Annotated in this window: 21 protein-coding genes; 6 read left to right on the forward strand and 15 right to left on the reverse strand. The window is 74.1% G+C overall.

Translation table 11 applies throughout. The annotated features are described in order from the left end of the window. Positions 1-38 precede the first annotated feature (38 nt). Positions 39-2,555 (forward strand): DEAD/DEAH box helicase, encoded by a 2,517-nt coding sequence (locus ACZ466_RS37980; RefSeq protein WP_464041839.1) that lies wholly within the window; start codon positions 39-41, stop codon positions 2,553-2,555. 95 nt (positions 2,556-2,650) lie between these two features. Beyond that, entirely contained in the window at positions 2,651-3,451 is an 801-nt protein-coding gene (locus ACZ466_RS37985) for a carbon-nitrogen hydrolase family protein (protein WP_378281752.1), read from the forward strand. Positions 3,452-3,471: 20 nt separating this feature from the next. Here the strand turns inward: ACZ466_RS37985 and ACZ466_RS37990 are convergent, their stop codons facing one another. From ACZ466_RS37990 to ACZ466_RS38030, 9 genes are all read right to left on the reverse strand, one after another. Next, the gene (locus ACZ466_RS37990) at positions 3,472-3,984 is read right to left on the reverse strand and encodes a cupin domain-containing protein (protein WP_378281753.1); all 513 of its coding nucleotides are present in this window, start codon (positions 3,982-3,984) and stop codon (positions 3,472-3,474) included. A gap of 65 nt (positions 3,985-4,049) precedes the next feature. Then, the gene (locus tag ACZ466_RS37995; protein ID WP_378281754.1) at positions 4,050-5,174 is read right to left on the reverse strand and encodes a tetratricopeptide repeat protein; all 1,125 of its coding nucleotides are present in this window, start codon (positions 5,172-5,174) and stop codon (positions 4,050-4,052) included. Between the two features lie 113 nt (positions 5,175-5,287). Further along, positions 5,288-5,668 (reverse strand): VOC family protein, encoded by a 381-nt coding sequence (locus ACZ466_RS38000; RefSeq protein WP_378281755.1) that lies wholly within the window; start codon positions 5,666-5,668, stop codon positions 5,288-5,290. A gap of 85 nt (positions 5,669-5,753) precedes the next feature. Beyond that, the gene (locus ACZ466_RS38005) at positions 5,754-6,803 is read right to left on the reverse strand and encodes an NAD-dependent epimerase/dehydratase family protein (RefSeq protein WP_378281756.1); all 1,050 of its coding nucleotides are present in this window, start codon (positions 6,801-6,803) and stop codon (positions 5,754-5,756) included. Between the two features lie 66 nt (positions 6,804-6,869). After that, positions 6,870-8,102 (reverse strand): RNA-guided endonuclease InsQ/TnpB family protein, encoded by a 1,233-nt coding sequence (locus tag ACZ466_RS38010; protein ID WP_378281757.1) that lies wholly within the window; start codon positions 8,100-8,102, stop codon positions 6,870-6,872. Positions 8,103-8,283: 181 nt separating this feature from the next. Then, positions 8,284-8,826 (reverse strand): Clp protease N-terminal domain-containing protein, encoded by a 543-nt coding sequence (locus ACZ466_RS38015; RefSeq protein ID WP_378281758.1) that lies wholly within the window; start codon positions 8,824-8,826, stop codon positions 8,284-8,286. A gap of 7 nt (positions 8,827-8,833) precedes the next feature. After that, positions 8,834-9,067 (reverse strand): helix-turn-helix domain-containing protein, encoded by a 234-nt coding sequence (locus ACZ466_RS38020; RefSeq protein WP_378281759.1) that lies wholly within the window; start codon positions 9,065-9,067, stop codon positions 8,834-8,836. A 31-nt stretch (positions 9,068-9,098) separates the two neighbouring features. Further along, positions 9,099-10,118, reverse strand: coding sequence for a hemolysin family protein (locus tag ACZ466_RS38025; protein WP_378281760.1), 1,020 nt, complete (start codon positions 10,116-10,118; stop codon positions 9,099-9,101). A 7-nt stretch (positions 10,119-10,125) separates the two neighbouring features. Next, the gene (locus tag ACZ466_RS38030) at positions 10,126-11,463 is read right to left on the reverse strand and encodes a hemolysin family protein (RefSeq protein ID WP_464041840.1); all 1,338 of its coding nucleotides are present in this window, start codon (positions 11,461-11,463) and stop codon (positions 10,126-10,128) included. 105 nt (positions 11,464-11,568) lie between these two features. Here ACZ466_RS38030 and ACZ466_RS38035 point away from each other — a divergent pair, with 105 nt between their 5' ends. From ACZ466_RS38035 to ACZ466_RS38050, 4 genes are all read left to right on the forward strand, one after another. After that, on the forward strand, positions 11,569-12,528 hold the full coding sequence (locus tag ACZ466_RS38035; protein ID WP_378281762.1) for an MBL fold metallo-hydrolase: 960 nt from the start codon (positions 11,569-11,571) through the stop codon (positions 12,526-12,528). Between the two features lie 4 nt (positions 12,529-12,532). Beyond that, on the forward strand, positions 12,533-14,110 hold the full coding sequence (locus ACZ466_RS38040; RefSeq protein WP_378281763.1) for an FAD-dependent oxidoreductase: 1,578 nt from the start codon (positions 12,533-12,535) through the stop codon (positions 14,108-14,110). Positions 14,111-14,197: 87 nt separating this feature from the next. After that, entirely contained in the window at positions 14,198-15,217 is a 1,020-nt protein-coding gene (locus tag ACZ466_RS38045) for a hypothetical protein (RefSeq protein WP_378281764.1), read from the forward strand. Positions 15,218-15,316: 99 nt separating this feature from the next. Beyond that, positions 15,317-17,095 (forward strand): FAD-dependent oxidoreductase, encoded by a 1,779-nt coding sequence (locus ACZ466_RS38050; RefSeq protein WP_378281765.1) that lies wholly within the window; start codon positions 15,317-15,319, stop codon positions 17,093-17,095. Here the strand turns inward: ACZ466_RS38050 and ACZ466_RS38055 are convergent. The 6 genes from ACZ466_RS38055 to ACZ466_RS38080 form a co-directional block, all read right to left on the reverse strand. Then, on the reverse strand, positions 17,069-17,923 hold the full coding sequence (locus ACZ466_RS38055) for an acyl-CoA thioesterase (protein WP_378281766.1): 855 nt from the start codon (positions 17,921-17,923) through the stop codon (positions 17,069-17,071). The two genes, ACZ466_RS38050 and ACZ466_RS38055, sit on opposite strands and share 27 nt — an antisense overlap. A gap of 92 nt (positions 17,924-18,015) precedes the next feature. Beyond that, the gene (locus tag ACZ466_RS38060; RefSeq protein WP_378281767.1) at positions 18,016-18,777 is read right to left on the reverse strand and encodes a DeoR/GlpR family DNA-binding transcription regulator; all 762 of its coding nucleotides are present in this window, start codon (positions 18,775-18,777) and stop codon (positions 18,016-18,018) included. Between the two features lie 83 nt (positions 18,778-18,860). Next, the gene (locus ACZ466_RS38065) at positions 18,861-19,154 is read right to left on the reverse strand and encodes an HPr family phosphocarrier protein (protein ID WP_378281768.1); all 294 of its coding nucleotides are present in this window, start codon (positions 19,152-19,154) and stop codon (positions 18,861-18,863) included. Positions 19,155-19,210: 56 nt separating this feature from the next. Beyond that, positions 19,211-20,251, reverse strand: coding sequence for a zinc-dependent dehydrogenase (locus tag ACZ466_RS38070; protein ID WP_378281769.1), 1,041 nt, complete (start codon positions 20,249-20,251; stop codon positions 19,211-19,213). Then, a complete protein-coding gene (locus ACZ466_RS38075; protein ID WP_378281770.1) occupies positions 20,248-20,787 on the reverse strand; it encodes a PTS sugar transporter subunit IIA in 540 nt (179 codons plus the stop codon). The genes ACZ466_RS38070 and ACZ466_RS38075 overlap by 4 nt, the downstream gene beginning before the upstream one ends. Next, complete coding sequence (locus ACZ466_RS38080) at positions 20,771-21,085, reverse strand: PTS lactose transporter subunit IIB (RefSeq protein WP_378281771.1); 315 nt, start codon at positions 21,083-21,085, stop codon at positions 20,771-20,773. The genes ACZ466_RS38075 and ACZ466_RS38080 overlap by 17 nt, the downstream gene beginning before the upstream one ends. Positions 21,086-21,101: the final 16 nt, after the last annotated feature.

Consider the following 21,101-nt stretch of genomic DNA (forward strand, 5'->3'; position numbering starts at 1 on the left):
CGGCGCGGGCAGTGGGCGATCAGAGGCAGGATGGAGGGGTGAACCTCATCGATCAGCTCCCCTCCGGTAACGACGCCGACGCCGACTCGCTGTACGAGGCGTTCGAGCGATGGGTGTCAGGGCGCGGCATCACGCTGTACCCGGCGCAGGAGGAGGCGCTGATCGAGGTCGTGTCGGGCGCGAACGTCATCCTGGCCACCCCCACCGGCTCCGGGAAGAGCCTGGTGGCGGCGGGGGCGCTGTTCGCCGGGCTGGGCCGCGACCAGGTCGGGTTCTACACCGCGCCGATCAAGGCGCTGGTGTCGGAGAAGTTCTTCGACCTGGGCGAGATGTTCGGCCGCGAGAACGTCGGGATGATGACCGGCGACGCCAGCGTCAACGCCGACGCCCCGATCGTCTGCTGCACCGCGGAGGTGCTGGCCAACATCGCGCTGCGGGACGGCGCCGAGGCCGACATCGGCCTGGTGGTCATGGACGAGTTCCACTTCTACGCCGAGCCCGAGCGCGGCTGGGCCTGGCAGATCCCGCTGCTGGAACTGCCGCAGACCCAGTTCCTGCTGATGTCGGCGACGCTGGGCGACGTCTCGTTCTTCCAGAAGGACCTCACCCGGCGCACCGGGCGGCCCACGGCGCTGGTCACCTCGGCGGAGCGTCCGGTGCCGCTGATCTACGACTACCGGGTCACGCCGCTGCACGAGACCGTCGAGGAGCTGCTGGCCGAGCGCAAGGCCCCGATCTACCTGGTGCACTTCACCCAGGCCGCGGCGATGGACCGGGCGCAGGCGCTGATGAGCATCAACGTCTGCACCAAGGAGGAGAAGGCCAGGATCGCCGAGCTGATCGGCAACTTCCGCTTCACCACCCGGTTCGGGCGCAACCTGTCGCGGTTCGTCCGGCACGGCATCGGCGTCCACCACGCCGGGATGCTGCCCAAGTACCGGCGGCTGGTGGAGCGGCTCGCCCAGGCCGGGCTGCTCAAGGTCATCTGCGGCACCGACACCCTCGGGGTCGGGGTGAACGTCCCGATCCGGACGGTGGTGTTCACCGCGCTGAGCAAGTACGACGGGCACCGGGTGCGGCGGCTGCGGGCCCGCGAGTTCCACCAGATCGCCGGGCGCGCGGGCCGGGCCGGGTTCGACACCGTCGGGTTCGTGGTCGCGCAGGCCCCCGAGCACGTGGTGGAGAACGAGAAGGCCCTGGCCAAGGCCGGCGACGACCCCAAGAAGCGCCGCAAGGTGCAGCGCAAGAAGCCCCCGGAGGGCTTCGTCGGCTGGGACGAGGACACCTTCGCCAAGCTCCAGGACGCCGAGCCGGAGATGCTGCGCTCCCGGTTCGAGGTCAGCCACGCGATGCTGCTGTCGGTGATCGCCCGCCCCGGGAACGCGTTCCAGGCGATGAAGCGGCTGCTCACCGACAACCACGAGGACCCGGCGGCGCGGCGGCGGCACATCTCCCGGGCGATCGCGATCTACCGCTCGCTGCTGGCCGGGGGCGTGGTGGAGAGCCTGGACGAGCCCGACGAGCAGGGCCGGTACGCCCGCATCACCGTCGACCTGCAGGAGGACTTCGCGCTCAACCAGCCGCTGTCGACGTTCGCGCTGGCCGCCTTCGAGGTGCTCGACCCGGCCTCGCCGTCGTACGCGCTGGACGTGCTGTCGGTGATCGAGGCGACGCTGGACGACCCGCGGCAGATCCTGGCCGCCCAGCTCAACAGGGCGCGCGGCGAGGCCGTCCAGGAGATGAAGGCCGAGGGCATCGAGTACGAGGAGCGGATGGAGCTGCTCCAGGACGTCGACTACCCCAAGCCGCTGCAGGAGGAGCTGGAGGCGGCGTACGAGATCTACCGTTCGGGCCATCCGTGGGTGGGCGACCATCCGCTGCGGCCCAAGTCGGTGGTGCGCGACATGTTCGAGCGGGCGATGACGTTCACCGAGTACATCGCCTTCTACGAGCTGGCGCGCGGCGAGGGCCTGGTGCTGCGCTACCTGTCGGGGGCCTTCAAGGCGCTCCAGCAGACGGTGCCCGAGTCGATCAAGACCGATGATCTGATCGACCTGATCGAGTGGCTGGGCGAGCTGGTCCGGCAGGTCGACTCCAGCCTGCTGGACGAGTGGGAGCAGCTGGCCAACCCGCGCGACGAGGGCGAGCTGGAGCAGGCGATCGAGGAGCGGGTCACCCGGGTCACCGCCAACGCCCGCGCGTTCCGGGTGCTGGTGCGCAACGCGCTGTTCCGCCGGGTGGAGCTGGCCGCGCTGGAGCGGTACTCCGAGCTCGGCGAGCTGGACCCGGGCCTCGGCGCGGACGGCTGGGAGGACGCGATGGCGGGCTACTGGGAGGACCACGACGAGCTCGGCACCGGCCCGGACGCCCGCGGGCCCCGGCTGCTGCAGATCGAGGAGGTCCCCGACGACGGCCTGTGGCGGGTCCGGCAGGTCTTCGACGACCCCGCGGGCGACCGCGACTGGGGGATCACGGCCGAGGTCGACCTGGTCGGCTCGGACGAGGCGGGCGAGGCCGTCGTCAAGGTCATCTCCGTCGACCGGCTGGGCGGCTGACCACCCCCCGCGGAGCCGATGATCGCGGCACGCTTCCCGGCGGCGTCTCGGGGCAGGTCGTACCTGGAAACAACGCACGGAACGAGGAGAACGAGATGGTCCAGGTCGCCGTAGCGCAGTTCGCGGCAGGGCAGGACAAGGAGCGGAACCTGGCGGACGCGGCCAAGCTCGTGGCCGACGCCGCCGGGCGCGGCGCCCGGCTGGTGGTGCTGCCCGAGTACGCGATGTTCGCCGCGCCGAAGATGGACGAGCGGTTCGTCGAGTCCGCCGAGCCGCTGGACGGGCCGTTCGTCGGCGGCCTCGCCGACCTGGCCGCCCGGCACGGCGTGCACGTCGTCGCCGGCGTGAACGAGGCGGTGGACGAGCCGGGCCGCATCTCCAACACCCTCGTCGCCCTCGCCCCGTCCGGCGAGCCGGTCGCCCGCTACAGCAAGATCCACCTGTACGACGCGTTCGGCTACAAGGAGTCCGACCTGGTGCGCCGCGGCCCGATCGAGCCGCCGCAGACCTTCGAGGTCGAGGGCGTCACCTTCGGCATGCAGACCTGCTACGACGCGCGCTTCCCGGAGATGGCCCGGCTGCTGGTGGACGCGGGCGCCGACGCGCTGGCCCTGCCCGCCCAGTGGGTGCCGGGGCCGCTCAAGGAGGACCACTGGCGCACCCTCGTCCGGGCCCGCGCCATCGAGAACACCATCTACGTCGTCGCCGCCGACCAGTGCGCGCCCAACGGCGCCGGCAACAGCATGATCATCGACCCGATGGGCGTGGTCGTGGCGTCGCTGGGGGAGGGCACCGGCATCGCGGCCGGGGAGGTCTCCCCGGACCGCGTCGCCGAGGTCCGGACGAAGAACCCGGCCCTGCGGCTGCGCCGGTTCGGCGTCACGCCCCTCGACTGACCGCGCTCGGCCGCTGCTTATCAGACCATGTACTGGTCGTGGCGCCGGTACAGCTCGGTCCACTCCTCCTTCGACAGCTGCCGGCCGCTGGTCGCGATCTCGGCCAACGCCTCGAAGTAGGCCTCGCGCGGCGCGCCCGGCGTGAAGAGGATGAGCATCGACGCCGGCTCGCCCGACTCGTTGCGGAAGGCGTGGACGCCGCCCTCGGGCACGAACAGGAAGTCGCCCTGCGTCGCGTCCACCCAGTCCTGGCCGTTGTAGAGCCGGACGGTCCCGGACAGGACGTAGAACGACTCGGTGATCGTCCGGTGGAAGTGCGCGGCGGGCCCGGACGGCTCCGGGCCCATGTCCCACTGGTAGAGGCCGAACGCCCCGCCGGTGGAGCCGCCCGTGCCCAGGTAGCTGGTCCGGGTTCCGGTCCCGGGCGGCGCCCCGGCCCGCGCGGTCGTCAGGTCGGGCCCGGCGGCGGCCCGCCGCAGCACGCCGCTGACCTCGCCGCCCTCGCCCAGGTACCGGGCCTCCGGATAGGACATGGAACCTCCCCCTCGTCGCCGACGATCTACAGCACGGTAGACCAAGGGCCGGGCGGGCGGACGGATCAGCGCGGTGGAAGGAGGCCGCGCAGCCCCTCGATCTCCTCAAGGTCGGCGCCCAGCGCGGTGGCGCGCTCGAGGACGGCGGGCACCTCGCCGGCGCGGTCCTGGTCCAGGAGCAGATGGGCGTGGGCGACGGCGCAGTGCGGGTCGCCCAGCTCGGTCCCCTCGCGCAGGCGGACCTCGGCCTCCTCGTCCCGGTCCAGATCGTGCAGGACGTAGGCCAGCCGCAGGTAGGCGTCGCGGTCGCCGCCCTCGGCCGCCAGGCCGTAGTGGCGCAGCGCCTCCTCCAGGCGGTCGCGGACCTCCAGCCACGCCGCGTACCAGTAGTCGGCGTCCTCGTCCGCCGCCTCCACCGCGATCTGGTGGGCGGCCTCGATCACCACCGGTTCCTCGCCGTTGCGCTGCAGGTGCCGGGCGTAGGCGGTGTGCGCGCCGGCGAGGCCGAGCCCGATGGCGCGGCGGATGCGCCGGGCGGCGCTCGCCGCGTCGCCGGCCTCGTCCTCCAGCTTGGACAGCTGCAGCAGCTTGGCGTCCCGGCCCTCCTCCACGGCGATGCGCAGCCACCGGATCGCCTCGGCCGTGTCGCCGTCATCGGAGGCCATCGAGCCCAGGTTGCCCGCCGCCAGGTCGTCGCCGGCCAGGTACGCCCGGAGCAGCAGCACGCGGGCCTCCTCCTCCCGCCCCGGCCGCTCGCTGAGGAAGGCGCCCAGATCGTTGGCGGCGTAGGGGTCCTCGTCGTCGAGCGCGACGCGGTACCACTGCTCGGCCTCCGCGTGCCGCAGCGGGTCCCCGGCCAGGATGTTCGCCATCAGCCTCGCCAGGTGGAGGTGCCCCTCGCCCAGGCGGGCACCCAGCATCTCCACGGCCTCCTCGGCCCGCCCGGTGTCGCGCAGCAGCTCGCCCAGCCGCTCGTCGCCGTTCCAGTCCTCGCCGGCGGCGATGGACGCGCGGAACAGCCGCTCCGCCTCGGCGGCGTCCTCGCCCCAGCGCAGCAGGGCGACGCCGTACTCGACCCCGGCGCCCGTCACGCCCCCGGCCATGGCCTCCAGGTACAGCGCGCGGGCGCCCTCGCGATCGCCGCCGGCCTCCAGTTCGTCGGCGCGCCACCAGACCTCGTCGCCGTCCACGTGATCCAGAGTCTCACAACCCGGTTTTGACATGGCGGTGGACGGTGGCGCGCGAGACGTCGAACCGCTCGGCGAACAGGGCGCTCGCCGCGTCCAGGAACCCGCCCCCGGGGTCAGGACCAGCCGCCGTACGGGACGGTCAGGACCTCCATGGCGTGCCCGGACGGGTCGTCGAAGTAGACGCCGCGCCCGCCGTCGCGGGTGTTGATCTGGCCGGGGCCGCTGCCGTCCGGGTGGGCGTAGTAGCGGGCGCCGGACTCCTTGATCCGCGCGAAGACGCCGTCGAACTCCTCGTCGGGGATCAGGAAGGCGCAGTGCTGCCAGCGGAAGTCGTCGGAGTCCATGAAGTCGAGCGTCACCCCGTTGCCCGTCTTCACCGGCAGGAACGGGCCGGTCCTGGGGCCGACCTCCAGGCCCAGGACGTGGGCGAGGAACTCGGCCGAGACCTTCTTGTCCCGGGCGGGGACGATGATGTGATCGAGCTGGATGGACATGTCGGGCACCTCCTCACCACGAGTGTGCGACCTCAAGCGTGGTCGAGGTCAACCGCGGTGACGGGACCCTGTTCCCGGGGCGGCGTCAGGGGCGGCGGCCCACGCCGGTCATCAGCTCGCGCAGCCGCATCGGGCCGCCCGTCCCCGGTGCCAGCGGCGGGGTGTCCATGCCCGCGTCCGTGCGCAGCCCCGCCAGGAAGTCGCGCAGCGCCTCCATGCCCGTGTGCGCGGGCGACCAGCCCAGCTCCGCCCGGGCCCGCGCGGTGTCCATGATCGGGACGTGCAGGGCCAGGTCGAGCAGGTCGGGCGAGGCGGGCACCATGCCCATCGTCCAGGCCGCGCGCAGCGCCGCGCGGGCGCCCCGGGCCGGCACCGGCACCTTCCGGGCCTTCAGCAGCTCGGCCAGTTCGCCGGTGCCGATCACCGGCTCGGCCGCCAGGTTGAACGGCCCCCGCACGTCCTGGACGACCGCCAGCCGGTAGGCGTCGCCCGCGTCGGCGGTGTGCAGCGCCTGGAAGCGCAGCCCGGGGAGGTCCGGCACGATCGGGATCAGCCCCGGCCGCACCAGCGGGCCGGGCAGGAACGGTCCCGCGAACAGGCGGCGCTGCTCGGCGGCCGACTCCCGCTTGAAGATGAACCCCGGCCGCATCCGCACCACGCGGCACTCGGGATGCTCGGCCTGGAACCCGTCGAGGAGCCGCTCCACATAGGACTTCTCGCGGCTGTAGGCGGCGGCCGGCCAGCCGTGCGTGGGCCAGGTCTCGTCCACGCCGCGGTCCTTGGGGCCGGGGGAGTACGCGCCCACCGACGACGCGTACACCAGGGCCGGCACCCCCGCCTCGGCCACGGCCATGAACACCCGCGCGCTGCCGAGCACGTTGGCCCGCCAGGTGACCAGGGGCGCGTGGGTGGGCTGGAACAGCCAGGCCAGGTGGACGACGGCGTCCGCGCCCCGGAAGTGCGGGACCAGGTCGGTGGTGTTCACGTCGGCCACGGCCCACCGGGTCTTGTCGACCTTGAGTCCGGGGCGGCGCCGGGCGAGCCCCAGGATCGAGGTGACCGCCGGGTCGGCGGCCAGCGCCTGCACGGTGCTGGTGCCCACGTTGCCGGTGGCGCCGACGACCACGACGCGCATGACTGCCTCCGTCGGTTGCGGGGATCGGTGCAGCCCGCCCTACCCGCGCCGGCGGGGGCCATGCGGTCAGGACGCGGGGTCGCCGAAGACTTTGCCCGGAGTCAACTGCCCGCCCCTGAAAAGGGATGGGCTTGCGGCTCGTGACTGCCTCTGACGATGGGGCGGTGACACGGCTGCATGGGGCGGGTTGACGAACACCCACGCCGTTCGTGCGCGTCTTCGGACGTTCACGGCGGCGATGTGGTCGGCCGGGCCAGCGAGCCCGCAGACCATACAGTAAAAGACGTCCCGGGTGGGACGGTTCCTTCTGGTGACGTGCCAGCAGCGCGGGCACCCCTGGGAGGTGTGGGCAGGGTCCACCTCGATCACCGGCACCCCGGCACGCCGGGCTTTGTAGCCGATGAAGGTGCCGAGTTGGTGGAATGGCCAGGACGCGAGGGTGGCCCGCTGGTGCCGCCTGAGCCGTACCCGGTCGCGGATGCCCTTGAGGTCTTCGAGGGCGATCCCGCGTCCGGTGCGTTGGGCATCGGCCACCACCGTCTTGGCGATCGTGTGGTTCGCATGGGCGGCGTGCCGGGCCTCCCGGCGCGCCCGCTTCTTGAGTTTGCGCTTGGCGGACTTGGTGCCCTTGGCCTGTAGTTCGGCCCGCACCCGCGCCATCCGGCGCCGGTAGCGTTCCAGGCTCCGGCCCTGGTGGTTGTGCCCGTCGCTGGTTGTAACCAGGTTCGCGATGCCGCGGTCCACCCCGATCCAATCGGCGGGCTCGTACGGTTCGGCCTCGGGCACCTCGCAGGTCGCCATCAGAAACCATTTCCCGTCCCGGCACACCAGGTCCGACTCGCCCCGGCGATGCTCGGCCAGGGTCTTCAGCTGGGACGGCTCACCGGTGAAGGACAGGTTCTTCATCCGGCCGCGGATCGTCCAGATGCTCACGGTGCGGGTGTCAAGCTGCCAAGACAGGCACCGATCGTCGAACGGCTGTGCGGCATCCGGCCGGAAACCGATCGGCTTGGAGGTGGCCTCGGTCCGCCGTGGTGAGCCCCGTTCGCCCAGGAGCCCGGCGCGGATCTGGGCGTGCAGGGTGGTGTAGGCGTCGGCGGTCTTGCGGATCACATGCAGGGCGGGCTGGGCCGACAGGCCCCGTGCCTTCATCTGGCAGTACAACAGCTTCTGCAACCCGGCTCGAGAGAACGCACCCCGTTCGAACGCGATCTGTGCCGCTTGGCCGGCGGCCTGGTTGCAGGCCCGCAGGGTGTGGCTCAGCACAGCCGCCTGCTCGGGCGTCGGCAGCAGCTTCACCTGTACCGCTATTTTCACAATCCGTGACTCTAGCATCACGTAACGTTTGAGGAGCCTGTCGAAGATCCCTGCGGGGACCGGTGGCCGCCGTGATCGGATGGAGCGGCGCAACTACGGCGGGGTCGGGTTCGGGGTGCGGCCGCGCGGCCCGGCGCCGCGGGTGAAGCCGGGCCGGGGCGGGTCAGGCGGCGTCGGCCGTGATGAGCCGGGTGACGTCGGCGCGGAGGGCGGCGACGTGCACGTCCTGGGCGGCCAGGAGGCGCACCGCCTCGGTTTCGTTGTCGTGCAGGAGGCCCAGCAGGAGGTGGCCGCCGCCGATGTGGCCGTGCTTGAGCCGGATCGCGTGCCGCAGGGCCAGCTCCAGCGCCTTCTTGGTCTCGGGGGCGAACGGGATGTGCCCCTTGCGGAAGCGGCCGGCGGGGGCGTCCAGCGCGCCCTCGCCGAAGTTGCTCTCGGCGGCCTGGCGCACCGCGTCCAGGTCGATGCCCAGGGTGCGCAGCGCTTCGGCGTCGATGTCGCCGGCCCCGGCCCTGCGGACGACGGCGGCGCGGAGGGCGCCGGGCTCCTGCCCGTGGTCGCGCAGGGCGCGGGCGGCCGGGCCGTCGCCCTGCAGCAGCGCCAGCAGCAGGTGCTCGGTGCCGATCCTGCGGCCGGAGGTGGCGCGGCACTCCTGCTGCGCCCCCGTCACCGCGGCGCGGGCCTCCTTGGTGAAGCGCTCGAACATCCCCGTGTCACCTTTCCTTCTTGAGGACACGGCGGCCTCCGCCGTGCTTCTTGTGGACGGCCTGCCGGCTCACGCCGAGGCAGACCGCGATCTCCTGCCAGGACCAGCCCTGCTCGCGCGCCCCCGCGACCTGCAGCGCCTCCAGCCGGTCGGCCAGCTCGCGCAGCGCCCGCACGGCCCGCAGCCCGACGGCCGGGTCCCGGCTGCCCGCCTCCTGGGCGAGCCTCACTCCGTCGTCCATGGTGTCAATGTAGGTTGACACTCGATCCTTGTCAACCGACGTTGACAAGGGTGGAGAGGAGATCGTCCAGGTTGATCAGGCCGGCGATCCGGCCGTCGGCCTCCCGCACCAGGCCCAGATGGCTGTGATGGGCGCGCAGCGTCGTGACCGCCTCCGCGACCGGCGTCGCCGCCGCCAGCGCCGGCACCGGGTGCGCCAGCCCGCCCGCCGTCGCCCGGCGCCCCCGCGCCCGCGCCAGGTAGGCGTCCCGCACATGCACCATCCGCGGCGGCCCGCCCTCCGCCGCGCCGCGCAGCATCAGCCGCAGCCGCCCGGTCCGCGCCGCCGTCTCCACGATCTCCGCCGCGGTCGCCGACGGCGGCACCGACACCACCTCCGACAGCGGGATCACCAGGCCCGACAGCGGCGTGCGCGGCGCGTCCAGCGCGGCCGTCAGCAGATGCAGATCGGTCTCCTCGATCAGCCCCAGCCGGCGCGACTCCACCGCCAGGCTGCGCAGCTGCTCGGGCGTGCGCGACACGCTCACCGTGTCGCGCGGCGGCACCCCCACCAGCCGCAGCAGCAGGTTGGTGACCGCGTTCAGCGCCGCCAGCACCGGCCGCACCACGGCGGCGTACGCCCGGAACGGCGGCGCCAGGATCATCGCCGACCGCTCCGGCCGGATGATCGCCCACGACTTGGGCGCCATCTCCCCGACCACCATGTGCAGGAACGTCACCAGCCCCAGCGCCAGCACGAACGCCACCGCGTGCGCCGCCCCGTGCGGCAGCCCCGCCGCGTGGAACAGCGGGGCGAGCGATTCGGCGATCAGCGGCTCGGACACCAGGCCCAGCCCCAGCGAGCACATCGTGATGCCCAGCTGCGCCCCCGCCAGCATCAGCGACAGCTCGCCGATCCCCGCCACCGCGGCCGCCGCCGTCCGGCTGCCCCGCGCCGCCGCCCGCTCCAGCCGCGGCCGCTTGGCCGCCACCAGCGCGAACTCCGCCGCCACGAAGAACCCGTTGGCGGCCAGCAGCCCCACGGTCAGCGGCACCCCGGTGGAGAGGTCCACGGCCCGATCACCCGCCCCGTCCCGCGGGCACGTCCTCGACCCGCAGCCGCACCAGCTCCGGCACGTGCCGGCGCACCGACAGCACCTCCACCACCGCGCGCCGCGGCGGCTCGCCCAGCCGCCGCGGCGCCAGGTCCACCGTCACCACGTCGCCCGGCTCGGCGATCCGGCCCAGCCGCTTGTGCAGCAGCCCGGCGACCGTCTCGTAGTCGCCGCCCGCGGGCAGCGCGATCCCGGTCTCGTGCGCGACCTCGTCCACCCGCAGCCCGGCGTCGGTCGTCCACCAGTCGCCGCGGCGCACCGCCAGGTCCTCGCCCACCTCGTTCTCGTCGGCGATCTCCCCGACCAGCTCCTCCGCCACGTCCTCCCAGGTGACCAGGCCCGCGAACCCGCCGTACTCGTCGACCACGCAGGCGATCGCGCCCTCCCCGTCGCGCAGCCGCGCCACCACCTCCGGCAGCGGCAGCGTCGCGGGCAGCAGCGGCGCGGGACGGCACACGTCGCCCACCCGGGTGCGCGCCGCCTCCTCGAGGTCCAGCCGCACCAGCTCCTCCAGCCCCACCAGCCCGACCAGATCGTCCACGCTGTCCCCGACCACCGGGTAGCGGGTGTGGCCGTGCGCCGTGATGATGTCGGTGAGCCCGTCGGCCGTCGCCGCCGCCGGGACGGTCACCACGTCCACCCGGGGCACCATGACCTCCTCGGCCGTCCGCTCGGGGAACGCCAGCGCCCGCTCCAGCAGGTCCTGCCCCTCCTGGAGCTCCTCCCCGGACTCCCCGATGATGTGGCCGAGCTCCTCCAGCGTCGCGCCGTGGTGCAGCTCCTCCACCGGTTCGATCCCCACGGCCCGCAGCAGCCGGCCCGCGGCGGCGTCGAACAGCCGGATCACCGGGGAGGCGATCGCCAGGTACACCAGCGTGGAGCGCGCCAGCGCCCGCGCCAGCGGCTCCGCCCTGGCCAGCGCCAGGTTCTTGGGGAGCAGCTCGCCCAGCACCATCTGCACGACGGTCGCCAGCGCGAACCCGGCGGCCACCGCGATCCCGCCGACCGCCGCGGCCGGCACCCCGGCCGCCGCCAGCCCCGGCGCGAACAGGTCGGCCAGCGCCGGCTTGGCGATGAACCCGACGATCAGCGCGGTCACCGTGATGCCCAGCTGGGCGCCCGACAGCATGAACGACACCCGCCCCATCACCCGCACGGCGCGGGCGGCGTTCCGGTCGCCCTCCCGGGCCCGCCGCTCCAGCTCGGACCGGTCGGCGGTGACGAACGCGAACTCCTGCGCGACGAACCAGCCCGTCGCAGCGGTCAGCAGTACGACGGCGAGCAGACCCAGCGCGACGTCCACGCTGCAGACCATTCCCCGCGCAAGATCTTTCTCACCCGGGATTGCCGGGCGCCGCGCGGTGGAATGAAACCCCGCACCGCCGGCGATCCCGTGAAGGGGGCAACGATGCCCAGACCGTTCGCGTCGTCCGCAGACCTGGCCGACAAGGAGCAGACCCTCGAGGTGCTCGACGACGGGGTGTACGCCCTCACCGCCGAGGGCGACCCCAACGTGGGCGCCGTCGAGGGCGAGGACTTCCTGGTCTGCTTCGAGGCCCTCGCCACCCCCGCCGCCGCCCGCGACTGGCTGGTGAAGCTGCGGCGGCACACCGACAAGCCGATCCGCTACCTCGTGCTGTCGCACTACCATGCGGTCCGCACGCTGGGCGCGAGCGCGTTCGGCGCCCCCGTGATCATCGCCCACGACCGCACCCGCGCCCTGATCGCCGAGCGCGGCCGGCAGGACTGGGAGTCGGAGTACGGCCGGATGCCCCGCCTGTTCAAGGAGCCCGAGGGCATCCCCGGGCTCACCTGGCCGACGGTGACGTTCTCCAGCACCCTCACCATCGACCTGGGCGGCGACCGCGGCGACCTCGACCTGGCCTACTGCGGGCGCGGCCACACCGAGGGCGACATCGTGGCGTGGCTGCCGCGGCGGCACATCCTGTTCGCCGGCGACCTGGTGGAGACCCAGGCCGCTCTCTACACCGGCGACGCCTTCCACCGCGAGTGGGCCGCCGGCACCCTCGACCACGTGGAGTCGTTCGGCGCCCGTACTCTGATCGGCGGCCGCGGCGCGGTCGCGCACGGCCGCGAGGCGGTGCGCGCCGCGATCGCGCAGACCCGCGACTTCCTCGAGGTGATGATCGCCGAGGTGGGCGAGGTCCGCGACCGCGGCGGCACGCTCAAGGACGCCTTCGCCGCCGTGCACGGCGCCCTCGCCCCCGCCTACGGCGGCTGGCCGATCTTCGAGCACTGCCTCCCGTTCGACGTCTCCCGCCTCTGGGACGAACTGGAGGGCATCGAACGCCCCCGCGTCTGGACCCCCGAACGCGACCGCGAGACCTGGGCCGAACTCCAGGACTGACGAGATGAGCGACCGGGTTCTCGTGATCGGGGCGGGGCCTGTCGGGTTGACGGCCGCCCTGCTGCTGGCTCGGTGGGGGGTGCGGGTGCTGGTGCTGGAGCGGCATCCGGGGCGTGCGGCGGCGGGGTCGCGGTCGATCTGCCAGCAGGGCGACGTGCTGGACATCTGGTGCCACGCGGGCGCGGAGGCTGTGGCCGAGGAGGGGCTGGCCTGGACGACGGCGCGGACCTACTTCCGCGACCGGGAGCTGTTCTCGTGGCGGTTCGCGGAACCGGGAACGCTGCCGCCGTGCGTGAACATCTCCCAGTCCCGCACCGAGGAGATCCTGGACGCCTGTGTCGCCGAGCACGCCGATCTGATCGAGGTGCGGTGGGGCTGCGAGGTGACCGGGCTGGAGCAGGACGCCGGCGGGGTGACCGTGCACTGCGGGGACGGGGAAGCGGTGCGGGCGCCTTACGTGGTGGCGTGCTCGGGCGGGCGGTCCCCGGGCGTGCGCGAACTGCTCGGCGTCGGGTTCCCGGGGGAGGGCTTCGACGACCGGTTCCTGATCGTCGACCTGGAGGCGGATCTGCCCGGCTGGGAGCACGAGCGGCGCTTCTACTTCGACCCGCCGTGGAATCCGGGCCGCCAGGTGCTCATCCATCCGTGCCCGGGGTCCCGGTACCGGATCGACTGGCAGGTGCCGCCCGGGTTCTCGCTGGACGAGGAGGAGGCGGGCGGCGGCCTCGACCGGCGGGTCCGGCAGATCATCGGGGACCGGCCGTACCGGATGCTCTGGCGCTCGGTGTACCGCTTCCAGTCCCGGGTGGCCGACCGGATGCGGGTGGGCCGGGTGCTGCTGGCGGGCGACTGCGCGCACGTGTTCGCGCCGTTCGGCGCGCGGGGCCTCAACTCGGGGGTGCCGGACGCGGAGAACGCCGCCTGGAAGATCGCGTTCGTGCTGCGCGGCTGGGCGCCGCCGGAGCTGCTGGAGACCTACCACCTGGAGCGGCACGCGGCGGCGCTGGAGAACCTCGACGTCACGGCCGCCACGATGCGCTTCCTCGTGCCGCAGGGGGAGGAGGCGCGGGCGCGCCGGATCGCGGCGCTGGAGCGGGCGGCGGCCGATCCGGCGGCGATCGGGGGCGTGGACTCGGGCCGGTTCGCCGAGCCGTTCTGGTACGGCGGCTCGCCGCTCACCACGCCCGAGCCGACCCGGCCGCCGCCGGCGGGACGGCCGCCGAAGGGCGCCGTGCAGCCGCCCGCGCCCGGGGTGATCGTCCCGGACCTGCCGCTCGGGGACCCCGGCGGCGCCACCAGGCTGCGCCGGCTGCTCAGGGACGGGTTCGCGCTGCTGCTCGCCCCCGGCCTCGGTGACGGCGAGGACCTCGTGGCCGAGGCCCGCGCCGTCTCGGGGGCTCCGGTGCACGTCGTGGCCGATCCCGGCGGCGCCGTGGCGCGCGGCCTGGGCGTCAGGGCCGGGGAGGCGTGGCTGGTGCGTCCCGATGCGCACCTGGGCGCGATCCTGCCCCGTCCCCGCCCAGGTGACCTCGCCGCGGCGCTGCGCAGGGCCCTCGGCGCGGCCGGCGCCGCCGAGTTGTGAAGATCTCGTGGAGGATCTGGAGCGCCCCTTTTCCGCGTGATAGGCACGGGGTGATGGTCAGGTTCGTTCCCGAGCGGTGGGAGTGCCATGACGGATGACGGACGCCCCCGGCCCGTCCTCGACCCCGAGATCCCCGCCGAGGACCGCGCGCTCCTGGACGCCGCCCCCGAACGGCTGGTCGCCGCCCGCCTGCCCGCCCCGCCGCGCCCCCGGACCGGCCGGGGCACGATCGCCGCGCGCGCCCTGTGGGTCCCGGCGGCCGCCCTCTTCTACGGGGTGCTGCCGGGCGGGTGGATCCGCATGTTCTTCCTGGCCGCGATGGACGGGGACGACCTGGTCGACGTGGTCTTCGGGTGGGGCCGCGCCGCCCTGCTGGCGATGCTGGTCGTGCCGCTCGTCCACGCCCTGCTGATCCTGTCCGGGCAGGGCGAGGCGGCGGTGCTGCTGGCCGCGGTGAGCTTCACCGGCTGGACGGCCGGGATCCTGCGGCACCTGCGCGAGCCGGCCGCCGCCCGGGCCGCCCGCCGGTACCACGGCCGCTACCTGCTGCCCGGCGACCTCGACCGGCCCGCGGCCCGGCTGCTGGTACGCGCGCAGCGGGCCTGCGACGCGGTGCTCGGCTCGGCGGCGCACCGCGCCGGGCTGCTGGACGACGTCGACAACACCGTCGTGCTGCCCCGGCAGGAATGGGCGATCGCGGTCGCGCTGGCCGAGCACACCCGGCTGCGCCGCGAGCGCCGCGCGCAGCGTCCCGAGCGGCTCTCGCCGCGGGTGCGGGCGCTGCTGGAGCCGCAGGACCGCGCCCTGGAGCTGTCGGTCGCCTCGGTCGTCGAGCGCGTCGAGGCCCTGGAGACCTACGCGGCGCAGGCGCGCGGCCTCGACGACGCGTACCACGAGTGGCAGGTCGTGCGGCGGCTGCCCGAGCAGAACGAGCGCTACCGCGAGCTGCTGGCCGCGACCGTCCGCGACGACCTGGCGCGCGAGGAGATCGAGCGGCTCGCCGGCGGCGCCGCGGCGGCCCGCGACCTGCTCCGCGAGTCGGTCGGCGACGCCGTGCGCGCCGGGCACGATCTTGTCAGCGCGATGACAAACCCTCGCGCGAAGTGATGCCGCGCGCACATTGCGCTGCCGCCGCCGCGGGTCGATAGTCGGTCGTTCAGATTCGGCCGGGCGACGGCGCGCGGCGACGGAGGAGGCGACCGGCTCATGGCGGGAACCGACGGCGGCGAGGGCTTCGACTACGACGTGGTCGTGGTCGGGTCCGGCTTCGGCGGCAGCGTCGCCGCGCTGCGGCTGGCCGAGAAGGGCTACCGGGTGGCGGTGCTGGAGGCCGGCCGCCGCTTCGACGAGGGCTCCCTGCCCAAGACCAACTGGCGGCTGCGCAAGTACGTGTGGATGCCCCGGCTGGGCATGCGCGGCATCCAGCGGTTCCACCTCGTCCGCGGCAAGGCCAAGGTGCTGGTCCTGGCGGGCGCGGGCGTCGGCGGGGGCTCGCTGGTGTACGCCAACACGCTGTACGTGCCGCCGCGCCCCTTCTTCACCGACCGCCAGTGGGGCCACATCACCGACTGGCAGGACGAGCTCGCGCCGTTCTACGAGCAGGCGCAGCGGATGCTCGGCGTCACGCCCAACCCGCTGATCACCCCCGCCGACGAGGCGATGCGCCGCGTCGCCGAGCGCATGGGCGTCGGCGACACCTGGCACGTGACGCCGGTCGGGGTGTTCTTCGGCGAGCCGGGCACCGAGCCGGGCGCGGAGGCCGACGACCCGTACTTCGGCGGCGCCGGGCCCAGCCGCAACGCCTGCGTCGCGTGCGGCTCCTGCATGGTCGGCTGCCGCGCCAACGCCAAGAACACCCTCACCAAGAACTACCTCTACCTGGCCGAGCGCAAGGGCGTCACCGTGCTGCCCGACACCACGGTCCGGGCCGTCGCCCCCAGGGACGGCGGCGGCTACCAGATCGAGGTCGTGCGGACCGGGGCCCTCCCGCTCCGCCGCCGCACGATCACCGCCGAGCAGGTCGTGTTCGCCGCCGGCACGTACGGCACCCAGTCCCTGCTGCACGAGATGCGCGGCAAGGGACGGCTGCCCCGCCTGTCGCCGCGCCTGGGCGAGCTGACCCGCACCAACTCCGAGGCCCTGCTCGGCGTCGAGCGGATGACCGTGTGGCACCGCGAGAAGGACGTCGACCACAGCACCGGGCTGGCCATCACCTCCTCCTTCCACCCGGACGAGAACACCCACATCGAGCCGACCCGGTACGGGCTCAACGGCAACGCGATGGGCGCCATCCGCACGCTGCTCGTCGACGGCGGCGGGCGCCTGCCGCGCTGGGCGAAGTTCGCCGGGCAGAGCGTCCGGCACCCCACGATCATCCTGCGCGGCCTGTCGCTGCGGGACTGGGCGAAGCGGACCATCATCGCGCTGGTCATGCAGACCCACGACAACTCCATCACCGTCCGGGCCAGGCGCGGCCTGCTGGGCCGCCGGCTGCTGTCGGCGCGGCAGGGGACGGGCGAGCCCAACCCCACCTGGATCCCGATCGGCCACGACGCCACCCGGATGCTCGCCGAGGAGCTGGACGCGACCCCGGGCGGCACCTGGTTCGACCTGTTCAACATCCCGACCACCGCGCACTTCATCGGCGGCTGCGTCATCGGGGACTCGCCCGAGACCGGCGTCATCGACCCCTACCACCGCGTGTTCGGGCACCCCGGGCTGCACGTGGTGGACGGCTCGGCGATCACGGCCAACCTCGGCGTCAACCCGTCCCTGACGATCACGGCGCAGGCCGAGCGGGCGATGGCGTTCTGGCCGAACCGGGGCGAGCCGGACCCGCGGCCGGAGCCGGGCGCCGCCTACCGGCGGCTGGAGTGGGTCGCGCCGCGCGACCCGGCGGTGCCCGCGCACGCGCCCGCCGCGCTGCGCCTCCCGCTCGTGGACGGCACCGCGCCCGGGTCAGGAGCCGCCGGCAGGGCGCAGTAGGGCCTCCTGCGCGAGCGAGGCGACCAGCACCCCGTCCTCGGTGTGCAGCGTGCCGCGGGCCAGGGCGCGCGCGCCGAAGTTGCTCGCCGGGTCGGCCGAGAACAGCAGCCACTCGTCGACCCGGGCGGGCCGGTGGAACCAGAGCGCGTGGTCCAGGCTGACCGCCGCCGCCAGCTCGCGCGGCGAGCCCGGCGCCCGCGAACTGCTGACCACGGCCATGTCCGACAGGTAGGTGATCAGGCAGGCGTGCAGCGTCAGGTCGTCGCCGAGCGGCTCCCGGCACCGGATCCAGAACGGGTGCGGGATCGGGAACCCGTTCGGGCGGGGCGGCTTCACCACCCGGAACTCGAACCCGGGCGGATGCCGGATGAACGCCGGGAACTCCGGCGGCTCCAGGCGGCCGGGCGGCGGCGCGTCCGGCCGCGGTCCGGCCTGCCAGTCGAAGCCCGGCTCCGGGTCGTGGAACGAGGCGATCATCTCGAAGATGGGCTTGCCGCCCTGGGCGGCCGTGACGTGGCGGGTGGAGAACGCCCGGCCGTCCCGGGTGCGCGCGACGTCCAGCCGCAGCGGCTCGCCGGGCGTGCCCGGCCTGATGAAGTAGGCGTGCAGGGAGTGGGGGAGCCGGCCGGCGCCGACGGTCAGGCAGGCGGCGCGCAGGCTCTGCGCCGCGACCTGGCCGCCGAACAGCCGCTCCCGCCCGATCCCTCCGGTCGCGGTGATCTGGAAGGCGTCGCCGTCCAGCGCCTCGAGGTCGAACAGCCGCACGATCTCCGGTGGGGAGCCCGCGCCCTTCTCCCCGCCCGTCTCCGGGTCCGTACGGTGGCTCATCCGGGTGCCTCCGCCTCACATCGCCACAGATCCTGTCCAACCGTACAGTCGGTTGTCCGGGCGCCTCCACGCCGCCCCGGCGGACGGGCCGGTCAGGCGCGGATGACCTCGGGGCCTTCGGCGGCCAGCTCGGCGGCGACCTCGGTGTCCAGCCCGGTGTCGGTGATCAGCACGTCGATCTCCGACAGCGCCGCGAACCGCACCAGGTTGTCGTTGCCGATCTTGGTGCGGTCGGTGAGCAGCACCCGCCGCCGGGACGAGGCGATCATCGCCCGCTTGACCGCCGCCTCCGCCTGGTCGGAGGTGGTCAGCCCGTGCGCCGCCGAGCAGCCGTTGGTGGCCATGAACGCCACGTCCACCCACAGGTCGGCCAGCGGGCGCAGCACCCAGTCGTCCACCGTGGCCAGGGTGCGCGCCCGCACCCGGCCGCCCAGCATGATCACCGTCAGGTTGGCGCGGGCGGCCAGCGCGGTGGCGTGCGGCGGCGAGTTCACGATCACGGTCAGCTCGCGGTCGGCGGGCAGCAGCTGCACCAGCCGGGCGGTGGTGGTCCCCGCGTCGATGATCACCGAGCCCTCGTCGGGCAGCTCGGCCAGCGCCGCCTTGGCGATCCGCTCCTTCTCCTCGGTGAGCACGGCGTCCCGCGCGGCCAGCGCCGGCTCGAACCCCAGCCGCTCCACCGGGATCGCGCCGCCGTGCACCCGGCGCAGCGTCCCCGCCCGCTCCAGGACGGTCAGATCGCGCCGGATCGTCTCCGTGGTCACCGCGAACAGCTCCGACAGCGCGACCACGTCGACGCGGCCGTCGGCGCGGGCCCGGGCGAGGATCGCCTGCTGCCGTTCCTCGGCGTACATGGTCGTCGGCTCACCTGCCCTGGACGTGGTGACGGGGACACCATTGTCGTACAGCCGTCATGCGGCGGCGGCAGCCCGGGGACTCACCCGGCCCCGGCCCCGCCGGGCTCCTCGGCGTCCAGATCGCGGGCGACCAGCTCGGCCAGCTCGTCCAGCGCCCGCTCGGCGTGCTCGCCCTCGGCGCTCAGCGTCACCTCGGCGCCGTGCCCGGCGCCCAGCGCCAGCACCGCCAGGATGCTGGCCGCGGGCACCGGGGCCTTGCCGCCCGCGCTGATCAGGACCGGCACGGGCTGCCGCGCGGCCTCCTGGACGAAGATCCTGGCGGGCCGGGCGTGCAGCCCCTGCGCCGACCCCACGACGACGATGCGTTCGGGCACGTTCTCCCTGCCTTCCGGGGATGCGCTCCCCGCTCGTGCCGACCCCGGGACGCGCCCTAGGGCTCGACGGTGACCTTGATCGCCTCGCCGCGCGCGACGAGGTCCAGGGCGTCGTGCACGCGCGCCAGCGGGACGCGGTGCGTGACGAGATCGTGCACGGGCACCTCGCCCGAGCCGATCAGCCCCAGCGCGCGGGCGTTGTGCGCCGGGCTGGAGCCGTTGGCGCCCACGATGGTCAGCTCCCGGTAGTGCACCTGGTTGGAGTCGCAGGAGATGACCGGGTCGTCCTTGGGCAGCCCGCCGAAGAAGCTGATCCGGCCGCCCGGCGCGGCCATCCACTGCGCCTGGGTCTGCGGCGCGTGCGCGGCCGCCGCCGTGATGATCACGTCCGCGCCGCGGCCCCCGGTGAGGTCCCGGACCGCCTCGACCGGGTCGGTGCCGTCCGCCAGGATCGCCGCGTCCGGCTTGACCAGCTCGGCGGCCCGGTGCAGCCGGTCGGGGTTCAGCTCGACCAGGAACACCCGGCCCGCGCCGCGCGCCCGCGCCACCCGCACGTGCAGGCAGCCGATCGGGCCGGAGCCGAACACCACCACGTCGTCGCCCTCGCCGACCCGCGCCAGCTCCTGCCCGTTCAGCACGCAGGCCAGCGGCTCGGCCACCGACGCCTCGGCGAACGAGACGCCCTCGGGGATCCGGTTGACCCCGTCCACGGCCAGGACCTTGGCGGGGACGATCATGAACTCGGCGAAGCCGCCGTCGTAGTGGTAGCCCATCGACTCCTGCCGGGAGCAGACGGTCCGCCGCCCGCGCGAGCACTCCGCGCAGGTCCCGCAGGGGATCGCGGCGATCACCTGGAGCCGGTCGCCGGGCGCCCAGCCCTCGGTCCCGGTCCCGGCGGCCACCACCTCGCCGGCGATCTCGTGCCCCATCACCCGGGGCGGGACGATGTGGTGGTGGCCGAACCTGGAGATCTTGACGTCCGTGCCGCAGGTGGAGCAGTTGCGGACGCGGATCTTCAGTTCTCCGGGGCCGGGCTCGGGCTCGGGGGCGTCCTCCAGGCGGATGTCCCCGGGGGCGTGGAAGCGGGCGACCTTCACTGTGCCGGCTCCTGTTCCTCGTCGTGGTCGTGGTCTGGGTCGGTTTCCTGGTCGGCGGGACGGAGCAGCCGGACGATCTCCTCGGCCGCGGTGGCCCCGCGCAGCGCGCGGGCGCGCCCGGGGTCCATCAGGATCTGGGCGAGCTCGGCGAGGATGCCGATGTGGCCGTCGCCGCGCGCGGCGATCGCGATGGCCAGCGTGACGGTGTGGCCGTTCCAGTCCGCGCCCTCGGGGAAGCGCACGACCGCGAGCGCGTCCCGGCGCACGGCGTCCTTGCCCGCGGCCGTGCCGTGCGGGATGGCCACGCCCTCGGCGAGGTAGGTGGAGATCGACCGCTCGCGGTCGAGCATGCTGGCGACGTACGCCTCCTCCACCGCGCCGATCTCCACCAGCAGCCGGCCGCACTGCCGTACCGCGTCGTCGCGGTCCTCGGCGCGGGCGTCCAGGCGGATCGCGGCCGGATCGAGCAGCCCGGCCGCGCCCGCGCCGCCAGACCCCGCGCCGCTGGACCCCGCGGCGCTAGACACTGAGCGCACCGCCGTCCTTGATGGCCTTGACGACCCGGTCGACGGCGGGGTCGCCGATGAAGATCTCGAACGGGACGACCACCGCGCCGCCGGGCGCGCCGCGCCGGGCCCGCTCGGCGAGCCCGGAGTGGCAGACGACCACGTCGGCGTCCGACGGGATGGAGTCGACGGGGGTGTGCTCGACCGCGACCGGCTGCTTCTTCAGCGCCTTGCGCAGCTGCCCGGCCAGCATCACGCTGCTGCCCATGCCGGCGTCGCAGGCGATGACGAGCTTGCGGATGTCCTTGCCTTCGATGGTGGTTCCCATGCTGGTCCTCCGCTGG

The organism is Actinomadura rugatobispora (assembly GCF_055379765.1).